The 14,251-nt window shown below is 54.3% G+C and carries 12 protein-coding genes; 3 read left to right on the plus strand and 9 right to left on the minus strand.

Going from position 1 to position 14,251, the window contains the following annotated elements; all coding sequences use genetic code 11:
• Nucleotides 1-2 precede the first annotated feature (2 nt).
• The 3 genes from JOE25_RS20520 to trmJ form a co-directional block, all read right to left on the minus strand.
• On the minus strand, nucleotides 3-1,217 hold the full coding sequence (locus tag JOE25_RS20520; protein WP_209638374.1) for an IscS subfamily cysteine desulfurase: 1,215 nt from the start codon (nucleotides 1,215-1,217) through the stop codon (nucleotides 3-5).
• Nucleotides 1,218-1,271: 54 nt separating this feature from the next.
• Nucleotides 1,272-1,766 (minus strand): Fe-S cluster assembly transcriptional regulator IscR, encoded by a 495-nt coding sequence (gene iscR / locus JOE25_RS20525; RefSeq protein ID WP_006318200.1) that lies wholly within the window; start codon nucleotides 1,764-1,766, stop codon nucleotides 1,272-1,274.
• 193 nt (nucleotides 1,767-1,959) lie between these two features.
• Nucleotides 1,960-2,694, minus strand: a complete 735-nt coding sequence (gene trmJ, locus JOE25_RS20530) for a tRNA (cytosine(32)/uridine(32)-2'-O)-methyltransferase TrmJ (protein ID WP_037417502.1) — start codon at nucleotides 2,692-2,694, stop codon at nucleotides 1,960-1,962.
• A gap of 119 nt (nucleotides 2,695-2,813) precedes the next feature.
• Here trmJ and suhB point away from each other — a divergent pair, with 119 nt between their 5' ends.
• Nucleotides 2,814-3,617 carry an inositol-1-monophosphatase gene (suhB, locus tag JOE25_RS20535; RefSeq protein WP_209638376.1) on the plus strand — a complete coding sequence of 268 codons (804 nt, stop codon included), beginning with the start codon at nucleotides 2,814-2,816 and terminating at the stop codon, nucleotides 3,615-3,617.
• Nucleotides 3,618-3,723: 106 nt separating this feature from the next.
• Here the strand turns inward: suhB and JOE25_RS20540 are convergent, their stop codons facing one another.
• Nucleotides 3,724-4,746, minus strand: a complete 1,023-nt coding sequence (locus JOE25_RS20540) for a nickel/cobalt transporter (RefSeq protein ID WP_209638378.1) — start codon at nucleotides 4,744-4,746, stop codon at nucleotides 3,724-3,726.
• The gene (locus tag JOE25_RS20545; protein WP_209638380.1) at nucleotides 4,737-5,405 is read right to left on the minus strand and encodes a DUF1007 family protein; all 669 of its coding nucleotides are present in this window, start codon (nucleotides 5,403-5,405) and stop codon (nucleotides 4,737-4,739) included. Before JOE25_RS20545 ends, JOE25_RS20540 begins: the two co-directional genes overlap by 10 nt.
• 144 nt (nucleotides 5,406-5,549) lie before the next feature.
• On the opposite strand from JOE25_RS20545, the gene csiE reads away from it, so the two are divergent.
• Entirely contained in the window at nucleotides 5,550-6,815 is a 1,266-nt protein-coding gene (gene csiE, locus JOE25_RS20550; protein WP_209638382.1) for a stationary phase inducible protein CsiE, read from the plus strand.
• Here csiE and JOE25_RS20555 read toward each other — a convergent pair.
• On the minus strand, nucleotides 6,812-7,963 hold the full coding sequence (locus JOE25_RS20555; protein WP_209638384.1) for a 3-phenylpropionate MFS transporter: 1,152 nt from the start codon (nucleotides 7,961-7,963) through the stop codon (nucleotides 6,812-6,814). The genes csiE and JOE25_RS20555 overlap by 4 nt on opposite strands.
• 155 nt (nucleotides 7,964-8,118) lie before the next feature.
• Nucleotides 8,119-9,372, minus strand: coding sequence for a serine hydroxymethyltransferase (gene glyA / locus JOE25_RS20560; RefSeq protein WP_209638386.1), 1,254 nt, complete (start codon nucleotides 9,370-9,372; stop codon nucleotides 8,119-8,121).
• Nucleotides 9,373-9,737: 365 nt separating this feature from the next.
• On the opposite strand from glyA, the gene hmpA reads away from it, so the two are divergent.
• Nucleotides 9,738-10,928, plus strand: a complete 1,191-nt coding sequence (hmpA, locus tag JOE25_RS20565) for an NO-inducible flavohemoprotein (RefSeq protein ID WP_209638388.1) — start codon at nucleotides 9,738-9,740, stop codon at nucleotides 10,926-10,928.
• A 161-nt stretch (nucleotides 10,929-11,089) separates the two neighbouring features.
• On the opposite strand, the gene JOE25_RS20570 is transcribed toward hmpA, so the two are convergent.
• Both JOE25_RS20570 and JOE25_RS20575 read right to left on the minus strand, forming a co-directional pair.
• On the minus strand, nucleotides 11,090-12,277 hold the full coding sequence (locus tag JOE25_RS20570) for a cytochrome c (RefSeq protein ID WP_209638390.1): 1,188 nt from the start codon (nucleotides 12,275-12,277) through the stop codon (nucleotides 11,090-11,092).
• Nucleotides 12,274-14,184 (minus strand): FAD/NAD(P)-binding protein, encoded by a 1,911-nt coding sequence (locus JOE25_RS20575; RefSeq protein WP_209638392.1) that lies wholly within the window; start codon nucleotides 14,182-14,184, stop codon nucleotides 12,274-12,276. Before JOE25_RS20575 ends, JOE25_RS20570 begins: the two co-directional genes overlap by 4 nt.
• Nucleotides 14,185-14,251: the final 67 nt, after the last annotated feature.

A 14,251-nucleotide genomic window follows, 5' to 3' on the forward strand; every position in this document is an offset into this window, starting at 1 on the left:
AATTAATGATGTGCCCATTCGATGCTGTTGATATCCACGCCCTGCTTGAACATGTCCCACAGTGGAGACAGATCGCGCAGACGGCCGATGGATTTACGCACCAGTTGAATGGTGTAATCGATCTCTTCTTCTGTGGTGAAACGCCCCAGAGAGAAACGGATCGAGCTATGCGCTAACTCGTCGGTCATTCCCAACGCGCGCAGCACGTAAGATGGCTCAAGGCTAGCGGAGGTACAGGCAGAACCCGAAGATACGGCCAGGTCTTTCAAGGCCATGATCAGCGATTCACCTTCAACATAGTTGAAGCTGACGTTCAGGATGTTAGGAACGCCGTTCTCCAGCGAACCGTTCAGATACACTTCTTCCATATCTTTCACGCCGTTCCACAGACGATCGCGCAGTGTGCGCAAGCGTGCCATTTCTGTCGGCATTTCTTCTTTGGCGATACGGTAAGCTTCGCCCATACCGACGATCTGATGCACAGGCAACGTGCCGGAACGCATACCGCGCTCGTGGCCACCGCCGTGGATCTGGGCTTCGATACGGATACGTGGTTTACGACGCACGTACAGCGCACCAATGCCTTTCGGGCCATAAATTTTGTGGCCGGAGAACGACATCAGGTCGACTTTCAATTTGCTCAGGTCGATAGGCAATTTACCTACGCTCTGGGTCGCATCAACGTGATAAATGACACCGCGTGCACGGCACATTTCGCCGATGGCTTCGATATCCTGCACCACGCCGATTTCGTTGTTCACGTGCATGATAGAGACCAGAATGGTGTCTTCACGCATCGCCGCTTCGAGATCCTGCAGGCTGATGATACCGTTGCTCTGCGGTGCCAGATAGGTCACTTCAAAGCCTTCACGCTCGAGCTGGCGACAGGTGTCCAGCACGGCTTTGTGTTCGGTTTTGCTGGTGATGATGTGCTTGCCTTTCTTTTGATAGAAATTGGCCGCACCTTTGATCGCCAGGTTGTCGGATTCGGTTGCCCCGGAAGTGAACACGATTTCACGCGGGTCAGCGCCAACCAGTTCAGCAATTTGGTTACGGGCGATATCTACCGCCTCTTCCGCCTGCCAACCGAAACGGTGGGAACGGGAAGCCGGGTTACCGAAAGTCCCGTCCAGAGTCAAACACTGCATCATTTTCTCAGCAACGCGCGGATCAACCGGCGTCGTTGCTGAGTAGTCCAAATAAATCGGTAATTTCATTGCTCTTGTGCTCCGTACATCACTTCCAAAAACTAAAAAAATATCGCCAGCTGCTTATGCGCGCAGATTAACGTTGATAGTTTCTTGCGGACGACCGTTGGCCGTGCGACGGGTATCATTATTTTGACGATCCGCCACCACCAGCACTTCCTGGTTGTTCACCAGTTCAGCCAGCGTAATGTTGTTCAGGAACCCGCTGATGCGCTCGCTCAGATCGCGCCACAGGGTATGGGTCAGGCAGCGATCGCCACCCTGACAGCCTTCTTTACCCTGGCAACGGGTTGCATCTACCGATTCATCGACAGCAGTGATGACTGCACCAACGGCAATCTCACTCGCGTCTTTCCCCAGCAGATAACCACCGCCCGGCCCACGTACGCTGGCCACCAGGCCATTCTTACGCAGACGGGAAAATAATTGTTCCAGATAAGAGAGCGAGATACCTTGGCGCTCAGAAATATCCGCCAGAGGTACGGGCCCTTCCTGGGAGTGCAATGCCACGTCAAGCATAGCGGTTACGGCATAACGGCCTTTGGATGTCAGTCTCATAGCTAATGGTTACCTGTTGGTCAAACATGGCCGAAAGTCTGACATTCCCGAGTAAATCAGTCAACTATTTAACCTAGTAATTTACTCAAGTATTAGCACATTTTGAACTAAGCTAGATAATATGCATAAAAAATACATATTATAACCATTGGATAACTAATACTATTACCGCGAGCCGTTACAACGCATCAAATTAATTACCTTGATGTTTGTCCTGTTTCTCGATCGACGTCAGCATACCGCGCAGGATATTCAACTCTTGCGCTTCTGGTCGCGCGCGGGTGAATAAACGACGCAAACGGCTCATGACCTGCCCCGGATGTGACGGGCGAATAAAGCCACTGTGCTGCAGCGTTTGTTCCAGATGCTGATAGAAACGTTCAAGATCGTCCACCAGCGGATATGGCGTCTCTTCCAACGGCGGCACGCCTGCCTGTTGGCGATCGAGATAAGCCACACGGACTTCGTACGCCAGGATCTGCACTGCCATCGCCAAATTCAGCGAGCTGTAATCTGGGTTAGCCGGAATGGCGACGTGATAATGGCATTTTTGCAGCTCATCATTCGTCAGACCGACACGTTCACGACCAAATACCAACGCGACTGGCGCGTGCTCACCTTCGTGCACGGCGCGTACACCGCATTCACGCGGTTCCAGCATCGGCCATGGCAAGGTACGTGAACGCGCGCTGGTGCCGACCACCAGGCTACAACCGGCTATGGCGTCATCTAACGTATCAACGATAGTGGCGTTGCCAATCACGTCACTGGCCCCTGCGGCCAGGGCGATCGCCTGAGAATCAGGTTTTATCAGTGGATTAACCAGATAAAGGTTAGTTAACCCCATGGTTTTCATGGCTCTGGCGGTCGAGCCCATGTTGCCGGTATGGGAGGTTTCTACCAGAACAATGCGGATGTTATGCAGCATACAAACTCTGAGCGTAGCGGAAAATCACAGCATCTTAACACAGCCATAGGCAATTTGCCGAACACCTGCTATACTTCGCGCCGTTTCCTGTTCTTTAACATCCTAGTTGGAAGATACCCATGCATCCGATGCTGACTATCGCCGTGCGCGCTGCGCGCAAGGCCGGTAACCTGATTGCCAAAAACTACGAAACCCCGGACGCTGTAGAAGCGAGCCAGAAAGGGACCAATGACTTCGTCACTAACGTCGATCGCGATGCAGAGCATCTGATCATCGACGTCATCCGCAAGTCCTATCCGCAACATAGCATTGTTACCGAAGAACGCGGCGAATTGGTCGGCGAAGACAAAGATGTACAATGGGTGATCGATCCACTGGATGGCACATCAAACTTCATCAAACGTTTCCCACACTTCTCAGTTTCCATCGCCGTACGCATTAAAGGCCGTACTGAAGTCGCTGTGGTATACGATCCAATGCGTAACGAACTGTTCACCGCAACTCGCGGCCAGGGCGCGCAGCTCAACGGTTATCGCCTGCGTGGCACCAATGCCAAAGATTTGGATGGCACCATCCTGGCTACCGGCTTCCCGTTCAAGGTTAAGCAGCACGCAACACCTTACATCAACATCGTGGGTAAACTGTTCACGCAGTGTGCCGACTTCCGTCGCACCGGTTCTGCCGCGCTGGATCTGGCCTATGTGGCTGCCGGTCGCGTTGACGGTTTCTTCGAGATTGGCCTGAAGCCATGGGATTTCGCCGCAGGCGAACTGCTGGTGCGTGAATCTGGCGGCCTGGTGACCGACTTCGTCGGCGGACACAACCACTTAAGCTCCGGCAACGTGGTAGCGGGTAACCCGCGCGTAGTGAAAGCCATGCTTTCTACCATGCGTGAAGAACTGAGCGAAGCGCTGAAGCGTTAATTCAGGCTATTACGCTGGCCGTCCGCAAACTGCCGGCGCTCACGACGCCTGAACCTGTTTTGAATATTGAAGCGCTGCAATGATTGCAGCGCTTTTTTTATGCCCATTAGCGGGAGAAAGGCCGGATACCGCCACCGAACTCCGGTTGGGCACTGACGTATAACAGCAGCCCAGCGAATAACAAAATCAAACCACCGGCCAACGCCAACGACCCCCACGCCACGGCACTCCAGGCAGCAGGGGCACGTGAACGGCTTAGGCGCACCGCCAGTCGACGGCTGTAATGCACCAGTAGAGCCAACAATGAAATGGTCAGCGAGGTGCCCAGCGCCATCGCCAACGCCGAAACAACGCCCCAGATAAAGACACCAATCACTTTGGAAAACAGCAACACCAATATCGCCCCCGAACATGGGCGCATCCCCATAGCCAGCACGATAGCGGCCTGTGTGCGCCAGTCGCTGCCCGCCTGTAATTCACTGTCGCTTGGCATATGCCGGTGGCCACAGCCGCAATGTTCATCGTGAACGTGATCCGCCGGCAACGGTTGCAGGCTGTTAATTCGCAGCGACGGCGACGGACGCAGGGTTTTCACCGCGCGGTAAAGTCGCTTCAAGGCACGCCAGCTCAGTAATACCCCAAGCAGCATCACCAGAATAAAACTGCCCTTCTCTAGCCAGAAGCTACTTTGGTGCAGTTGCCGTGATGACAGTTGCAACACCACCAGCATCAGCGTCACCAGTGCAATCGCCACCAACCCCTGTACCAACGACGCAGCAAAGGTCAGTTTCAGGCTGCTTTTCAGCCGTGCCGGATGGGTAGCCAAATAGGTGGCAATCACCACCTTGCCGTGACCAGGCCCCAGCGCATGCAGCACGCCGTAGCTCAGGCTAAACAGCATCAACGCCAGCCCGGCCTGCTGCGGTGCAGCTTTTACCTGCTGTAGCAGACCGGCCAACTGCTGGTGCAGCCCTTTCTGCCACACCACACTTTGCATCAACAACTGCGGCCAATAGTGCCACGCCAACTGCGCACCCAACGCCAGCAACAGTGCAAACAAAAGCAATGGCCACAGACTGAAAGCCCAGTGTCGCTTACGCGCCGCCTGCTGGCTGAGGTTTATTGACATTGCAGACTGACCCGTTGGGCGAACTGTTGCCCCAGCGCCATATCTTCGCCGGGTGAATCGTTCTTATCGAGGGACAAGGCATAGGCCTGCAAAGACGAATTGGGTTTAGGTGTCATCAGCTTGAACTTGCATTGCGATGCCATTTCTGGCGGCAAGTGCAGTGCGGCCTTATCTTTGTAGGTCATATCGACAAAATAGGTGGGGTCATACGTAGAGATTTCAAACGGTTTGCCCGCCAGCGGTTGCGGCTCGGCCAGCGGTAACACAAACTCCAGCACCGCCTGATGCCCCTGGCGTGACAAATGGTATTCCGTCGGCAAATTCAAATATTTCACCCGCTTGCCGTCGCGGTACATATCCGTGAAATAATGCTGACCAAGCACATTGGCCATGACCTGCGCTGCCAACTTTTTCCATACCTCTGAATCGCTTTTGGCATTCTCCGCGTCGTACAGCAAATCTGCCGAGGTGATTTCATCCATAACCCAAACCATTTTCAAGCCAACCAGCTGTTGATCCTTCACCACAAAGGTGGTGTTCATATCAATAAAGCTGTGCGGGTGAGCGACAGCGCCGGCACTGCATAACAGTAGAAAACCAGCCAGAATAAAACGTAACTTCATCATCAAACGATACTCATTATTGTTATAAAGTAACATCAACCAATCTTAAACCACCGCTATTCCGCCCAATAATTGTGACGAAAGTTGTAAGCCGAAGTAAAACCGGGTGCCGTAGCCACGCCGCGCATCGCCTTTTGCTATGCTTATTCATAATTTAAACGTTACCTGCCTGAAGGTGATATGAGCCTGGACACTGCCCCTGTGCCTGAGCTCTCCGGTCAACAACGACGCTGCCATCTACTATTGATGCTGTATGCGCCGGTGCCCGCAGTACAACTGGAGACTATCAGCCAAATTAATGGCGTCGCCCCCCCTATCACCCGGCAAGATATAGCCGAGGTTGCCAGTGAAATCCAGCGTTTCCACCATCTGGAGATCGACGGCAATCCCGACGAGGGATACCGGATTCGGGGCACTACGCTCAATCAACGCCTCTGCCTGCTCCACTGGCTGCGACGAGCTCTGCGCTGTAGCCCAGAATTTATCGAGCGGCATTTTTCCCCCTGGCTACGGCAGGCGCTGGGAATAAGCCAGGATCTGACCACGCCGTTGGAGCAATACATCAGTGCATGTGAACCGCTGATCAACCGCAGCTTTGATCGGCGCGATCGTCAGTTCTTGCAGCACTACCTTCTGTATTGCGCGTGGGAAGCTCGGAGCCAGCGGCATCCCATGTTTAATCCTGCCCAGCGCGACTGGCTTCATCAGAAGCCAGAACATCAGGTGGCGAGCAGGTTGCTTCAATCGCTGAATCAGCTTTTTGCCCTGCAACCCGAAGACAGCGAAAGCGACTTTCTTGTGTTGATGTTCACCATGCTGAAAAACCACAGCTATCACAGTAACGACTCTGCAGAAGACCTGCGGCTGATGGCTGCGATTGAAAATATGGTCGAACGCTTCCAACAGATATCCGGTATGACCTTCAGCAGTAAAGACGATTTGATCAGCCAGCTGTTTGCGCATCTGGCACCAGCGGTGGAGCGTTGTCGCTTTGAAATTGGTATCGACAACACACTGCTGGAAGAGGTCGAACGCAAATATCCGCGCCTGATGCGTACTGCCCAGGAAGCGCTGGCCCCCCTTGAACAGGAGTACGGCATTCACTTCTCCAGTGAAGAAGCCGGGCTGGTTGCGATCAGTTTTGGTGCCTGGTTGATGCAAGGCAATGCGTTACAAGAAAAGCAGGTACTGTTGCTGACGCTGGACAATCCGCAATTGGAAGAGGAAGTGGAATATCAAATTCGCGAATTAACGCTACTGCCATTGAATATCAAATATTTACCGCTGCGTGATTACCTGCACTCCGGTGCCCCACAGGGGGTAACGCTGGTCATCACCCCGTACGCCACGGAGCACGGTGCACTGCAACCGCCACTGATTTACACTGAATTACCGCTAGAACGCCAGCAGCGCAAAGCCATACGTGCGCTGCTGGAAACCTCTTAGCGGTTGCCGCTGATCGCAACGGCCGGCGGACGAATAAACAGCGCCGGCAACGCCACTGCCGCCATCACCCAGAACACCCCGCCATGCAGATGCTCGAACAGGAAGCCGGCAATCACGGTCATAATCGCAATCCCGCCCCCCATCGCCAGTGCCGAGTAAACCGCCTGCAGGCGGATCACTTCCGGCCCTTTGCGCGCCGCGATAAAGCGCATTGCCGCCAGATGGCAAACCGTAAAGGTGCCGCAGTGCAGAATCTGAATCACCAGTAGCCACCCCAACTCGGTGCTGGTGGCCATCAGGCTCCAGCGCAATATTCCGCAACAGGCGGAAAGCAGCAGCAAATTGCGCGCATTCCAGCGACGGAACAGGAAATTGCTGCTGGCGAAAATGATCACCTCTGCCACGACGCCCAGCGACCACAAGTAACCGATGGTCGATGCCGAATAACCTGCCTCTTGCCAATAAATGGACCCAAAACTGTAATAACCGGCGTGTGCACCTTGCAACAGGGTTACGCACAACAAGAAGCGCCAAACCGGCCCTTCTTTAAGCATCTCCCGCAATGAACGATCTGCTTCATTGTGGATACGCGCTTCGCCCTGTGGCATCACGCTCGGTTTCAGCATCATGCCCAACAGCATGGCTAATATGCTGATAATCAAGCTGTAGAGAATAGCGTTATGGCCCCAAACGGAAACCATCTGACCGGTCAACGCCGAACCAATCACAAACGCCAGCGATCCCCACAGCCTGACACGACCGTAATCCATAGCGATCTGTTTTTGCCAGGTACCGGCCAACGCGTCTGTAAGCGGGACTAACGGCGAAAAGAACAGATTGAAGCCGGCGATCACTAACATTAGCCAGCCCCAGCCATTACCAAAACAAAACCCGATGGCGAAAGCCAGTGTCAGCAATGCCAGCAGGCGCAGTGCCGTCACCAGATGAGAGGGATCTTTTACCCGGGGGGCTATCAGCAAACTTCCCAGGAAACGTGCAACCAGACCTGCGCCAAGCAGAATACCGATAGTTTCAGGCGGTATGCCCTCACCTTTTAACCAAACGCCCCAAAAAGGTAAGAAGATGCCATAAGAAAAGAAGTAGGTGAAATAGCTAAGAGCGAGCCAACGCGTTGATTGCAAAACCATGATCCCTCCGGTGTGAAGGCGATACTTTGACAGAGGTCACACTGGCTAGCAATGTACATTCACCGTCTAGGGGGTAGAGTGCTAGGTAGTTCACAGTTTGTCTGCAACAGGTATAAAAAAACCCGCCGAAGCGGGTTTTTAAAGGGAAAGCAGAGTTATGCGTAAACCGGCAGGCGGGCGCAAATATCCAATACTTTCTTCTTGGTACGTTCGATGGTGGCTTCATCGTTGATGTTGTCCAACACATCACAAATCCAACCCGCCAATTCACGCACTTCAGCTTCTTTGAAGCCACGGCGAGTCACTGCTGGCGTACCGATACGCACACCGGAGGTGACGAATGGGCTCTTAGGATCGTTTGGCACGCTGTTTTTGTTCACGGTGATGTTGGCACGGCCCAAGGCTGCGTCAGCTTCTTTACCGGTCAGGTTCTTGTCAACCAGATCCAGCAGGAACAGGTGGTTATGCGTACCGCCGGAAACCACTTTGTAGCCGCGGTCCAGGAACACTTGCACCATGGCTTTGGCGTTATCAGCCACTTGTTGCTGGTAAATCTTGAACTCAGGCTCCATCGCTTCTTTCAGCGCTACCGCTTTACCGGCAATCACGTGCATCAGCGGGCCACCCTGGCCGCCAGGGAACACTGCAGAGTTCAGTTTCTTGTACAGCTCTTCATCACCGCCTTTCGCCAGGATCAGGCCGCCACGCGGACCCGCCAGGGTTTTATGCGTTGTGGTGGTGACGATGTGTGCGTGTGGTACCGGGTTAGGATAAACGCCAGCGGCGATCAGGCCTGCAACGTGCGCCATGTCAACGAACAGGTAAGCACCAATGCTGTCGGCGATTTCACGCATTTTTGCCCAATCAACGATACCGGAGAAGGCCGAGAAGCCACCGATGATCATTTTTGGTTTGTGAGTCTGTGCCTGTTTGGCCAGATCTGCGTAGTCGATTTGGCCTTTTTCGTCGATGCCGTAAGGCACCACGTTATACAGCTTGCCGGACAGGTTGACAGGTGAACCATGAGTCAGGTGACCGCCGTGTGCCAGGTTCATCCCCAAAATGGTGTCGCCCGGCTGCAGCAGCGCGGTATAAACAGCAAAGTTTGCCTGAGAGCCGGAGTGCGGCTGTACGTTGGCATAATCGGCACCGAACAGTGCTTTAGCACGGTCGATAGCCAGTTGCTCAACGATATCCACGTATTCGCAGCCGCCGTAATAACGCTTGCCTGGATAGCCTTCAGCGTATTTGTTGGTCAACTGGGAACCCTGAGCCTGCATAACACGCGGGCTGGTGTAGTTCTCAGACGCAATCAGCTCAATGTGCTCTTCCTGGCGCACAACTTCTTGCTCCATTGCACGCCACAGTTCGGCATCGTAATCAGCAATGTTCATTTCACGCTTTAACATCCGGCTTCTCCTGACTTAAATCGGCTAACTAAAAAATCACCACCCGTTTGGGCTCTGGGACACAGTGTAAACTGTTTCCCCCTACCGAGGATAGGTCTTGACAGAGGTTTTTACGCAAACGATTGGCTTTAGGCGCAGCAAGGTTTTGATCCGATAAACAGTGCCATTGGGCAACGGACTTTTACTCATGCTAAGAATGCGGTTTTTTCATGTTCTGTGAGCGGGATCGCCGCTGAGCGACCCCGCAAAAAAATCAGGGGTATTTACAGCCGCAACAGAAACCGCTAGGATGCATTCAAACTTAAAGATGCATTTAAAATGCATCATTACAAAACACCAATAATGATCGACCAAGGAGCGCTACCATGCTGGATAGCCAAACCATCGCCACCGTAAAATCTACTATTCCCCTGCTGGCCGCTACCGGGCCGAAACTGACCGCGCATTTCTACGACCGCATGTTCGAACACAACCCCGAATTAAAAGATGTGTTCAACATGAACAACCAGCGCAATGGCGATCAACGCCAGGCACTGTTCGACGCAATTTGTGCCTACGCCGCGAATATCGAAAATCTGGCGGCCCTGCTGCCTGCCGTAGAGCGTATTGCCCACAAACACACCAGCCTGAATATTCAACCGGATCAATATCAAATTGTCGGCGGTCATCTGCTGGCCACATTGGACGAAATGTTCAGCCCGGGCCAAGAGGTACTGGATGCCTGGGGCAAAGCCTATGGCGTGTTAGCGAATGTGTTTATCCAGCGCGAAGACCAAATTTATCAGGCCAGTGCAACCGCCAACGGTGGTTGGCGTGACCTGCGAGCTTTCCGCATCGTCAAAAAACAGCCGCAAAGCGACGTGATTTGCAGTTTCGTCTTGGCGCCCGTTGACGGCGGCAAAGTGATCGACTTCAAGCCGGGCCAATATCTGGCGGTCTACATCAAACATGACAGCATGGAAAACCAGGAAATACGCCAATACTCACTGACCACCTCACCTAACGGCGAATACTACCGTATCGCAGTCAAACGTGAAGATCAGGGGAAAGTCTCTAACTTCCTGCATCAGCAAGCCAAAGAAGGCGACGTGATTTACCTCGCCCCACCGCACGGGGACTTCTTCCTCGACGCGCAGCCGGAAACACCTGTGGCGCTGATTTCCGCCGGTGTCGGCCAAACCCCGATGCTCGGCATGCTAAATACCCTGCACGATAGCCAGCATCCGGCGGATATACACTGGCTGCATGCAGCGGAAAACGGCAGCGTTCACGCCTTTGCCGATGAAGTTGCGGATATTGCCAAACGTATGCCAAACCTGAGTCGTCACGTGTGGTACAACCAACCAGGTGCAGACGATGTAGAAGGCCGTGACTACCAGAGCCGTGGTCTGATGAATCTGAGTGCTCTACGCGAAACGCTCAGCACCCCACAGATGCATTACTATTTCTGCGGCCCGGTCCCCTTCATGCAGTATGTGGCCAAGCAGTTGCTGGAGATGGGGGTAGATGCCGATCGCATCCACTACGAATGCTTCGGCCCACATAAAGTGATGTAATTGAAAAGGGCGCGGCCCCGATGAGCCGCGCCCGTATTGCGCATAATTGGCATTGCCTCGCGACGGCAACCCAGCGCATCCCCAAGAACGTACAAATAGTCCATGACGGGGGAAGCGCAGGCAGCCAACAATGAAGCCGCTTCAAATAGGACAGTGTCTGGTTATTTCTCCGCCAGCTTGCGCGTCTCCTGCACCTGCTGCGCCGTAACCGGTGCCGACTGGTTGCCCCAACTTCCTCGTAAATAGCTCATCAGATCGGCAGTTTGCTGGTCATCCAATGCCCAAGCGTAACCCGGCATGGCGATCGCCGTGGCGTGTTGTGTGATAGGCGTATGCGCGCCTTCCAACACCACGCGCAGCGCGGTGAGTGGGTTCTCCGCCGTGACCGTTGCATTGCCCGCCAGTGCCGGAATGGTGTTGTCGCTCCCCTCGCCCTTATTGCCATGGCAGGTTGAACAGTACATGGCGTAGGTGCTTTGCCCCGCTTTCCAGTTGTCGACCGCCATTGCGACAGGTTTGTCCGCCGACGGTTTTTCTGCCGCCAGGCTGTGCAAATAGGTGGCAATGGCATTCAGATCGCCGTCCGTGAGGTACTGCGTGCTGTGGCTTACCACCTCACTCATCGGCCCGGCGACCGCAGCATGTTGGCTGCGCCCTGTTTTCAGCAAAGACACCACCTCGTCCTGCTTCAGACCGCGTAATCCCGATGCGTACCAACCATCCAGCTCAGCGCCACTCAGGAAGGTAGGTTCTTTGCTGTCCAGCCCTTTCTCTTGCATCGCCCAGCCGCGCGGCGTATGGCAACTGCCACAGTGCCCAGCCCCTTGCACCAAATAAGCACCACGATTCCATTCGGCACTCTGACTGCTGTCCGGCTGGTAAGGCGTATCGTCATGGAACAGTTGGTTCCAGACCGCCAGCGGCCAACGCATCGACAACGGCCAGCGGATATCACTGGCACGGTTGGCCGTATTCTGCGCCGGGACTTCCTTCATCAGGTAGTCATACAGCGCACGCATATCTTCCGCGTTCATTTTGGCGTAAGAGGTATACGGCATCGCGGGATACAACCGATGGCCATCTTTGGCGATCCCCTGGCGCATAGCGCGATCAAACTCGTCAAAAGAATAGCCACCGATGCCTTGCTGTTTGTCCGGGGTGATATTGGTGGCGTAAATGTTGCCCAACGGCGTGGGGAACTTCATCCCACCAGCAAACAGAGCGCCACCCGGCGTGGTATGACAGGCGGTACAGTCCCCGGCCTTAGCCACATACTCCCCCGCCGACATTGCCTGGGCCGAACCGCCCGCTGCCAGTAAGGTCAGCAAATACAGTGAACGCATTCTCATGCTCCCTCCTTCGCCGCAACATGGCTGAAGGCCAACTCATTGACCGCACGCCATGCCTGGTCGATCGCCGAGTTGGCATACGGACTCCAGTCAGAGTCCGAGTTGGCAATCACAATCTTGCCGATCGGCTTACGCGCTGTCGCAATGATTTTCTTTGCTTCATCCTCATCATCAAACAGCCCATTGAGGAAGTAGGAATAGCCATGTGACCAGCGGTTTACGGTAATGGCTTCAATATCTCGCTGATGATCGAACCCGGCAGAACCGAGCATGCCCTGTAGCTGCTCACGGATCATCTGCTCATGCACCTCAAACGGCGTGCCCAGCAGTAAGGCGCGCCCCTTGCGAGACTGCTCACGTGGGCTTAACCCGCTCCCCGCCAGCGTCGGCACATACACCATGTGCAGGCCGATCGGTTGGTTCGGATCGCGCGGGTGCTGATAGCCGCCCATGCTCACCGGGTAATCCAACTTCACGCGGCAATACGGTGCCGTTGGCGAGTACACCTCATGCACGCCCAGTTTGATAAATGGCTGCCAGTTGCGGATCACCACTTTGCTGTACACCAACGGTGACTTCACGTTCTGCTTGAGCGCTTCTTGCTGTTCCGACGACATTTCCGGCACCAGATACGGGATCATCATATTGTACCCGGCCATCACGACCTGTCCGGCGCGGACCTTGGTCATTTTCTCGCCGGTCATATAGGTCACTTCAACCTTGTCGCCGACGTTAGCCGCATGCAGGCCCGTGCTATTGAGCCGCAGTTTTACCGGTGACGCCGCGCGATCAAGCTGGCTGTAGTCGAACTTCGCCAACACGATGTCATTCATGTCCTTACCGCCCGGTGAAACCGCCGGGATCAAATGACGCACCATCAAGCGCGTCAATGTGGCGTTGCCGTCAGGGAAATGGAACACGTAGGGATCGTCGAGATCCGCCTGCGACTCTTCGTCCAGCGGCGGTAAATTCATGCCATTGAGCCCAGGCAAGTCGCAGATGCGTGCGTCACTGCATGATGTCGCATCAATGCCCACAGCCTGAAAGTCACTGGTGGTTTGCTGGAAATAACGGATCGCCATTTCGCTCAGGCCGACCTTATCACGCAGGAATTCGGTATAGCTGTGCTTGTCGAGCCATTCACTTTTCTGTTCCTGATTCATCTCCGGCAGGTAATCCTTATCCACCGTGTGCAGCGCAATCAGCGCCTGACGATCAGTTTCCGGCAGTGGGAAATCACCAATAAAGGCTTCGTAGGAGCGACCATTAAGACGATCGTGCGGGATGTCGTCGGCAACCATGCGGCCCGGATCGCCACTCACGACTTTGTCGACGCCGAAGTTTTTACGATCGAAATAGACACCGCGACTCAAATTCAGGTTCGGGTAGAAAGTGGTATCGAACGCTTTTTCCAGATTGTCGATGCTGACACCCAGCTTTTGCAGCAGGCCCATCGCCACCGGGCTAAAGTTGGATCGCGGTGACTGCAATGACTCGCTACCGCCATAACCAAGAATAGTGCCGTTTTCACTGCTGAATTCATTGCGCTTGGCGTGCCCGCCGAAGTCATCGTGATTGTCTATCAGCAAAATACGTTGCTGCGGGCCCTTCATTTGCTGCCAGAAGCAGGCCGCAGCCAGCCCGCTGATACCGGCCCCCACGACCACCAAATCGAACTCTTCCGTCGCAGGCACGGCAGCAAAATCGAAGGCCTTGCCATCGCGCCCCAGTTGGTGTGCATGCTCGAATGAACCAGGATGGTTACCACGAAGCCCAGTCAGCGTCGGCGGGTAATAGAGGGTTTGATTGGCGGTTTGCGGCGACGCTCTTAAGATCTGCATCGGCGTCAACCCGGCGGCGATAGTGATCGCCACCCCGTTAAGAAAATCGCGTCGGGTGATGCTCATAATTGGCTTCCTTTCAGTTTTTCCCCCGTCGTATTTAAAGCTACAGCGTGGTTACCTGCACTTGCTC

This window comes from Serratia sp. PL17 (assembly GCF_017832355.1).
Classification (GTDB): domain Bacteria; phylum Pseudomonadota; class Gammaproteobacteria; order Enterobacterales; family Enterobacteriaceae; genus Serratia.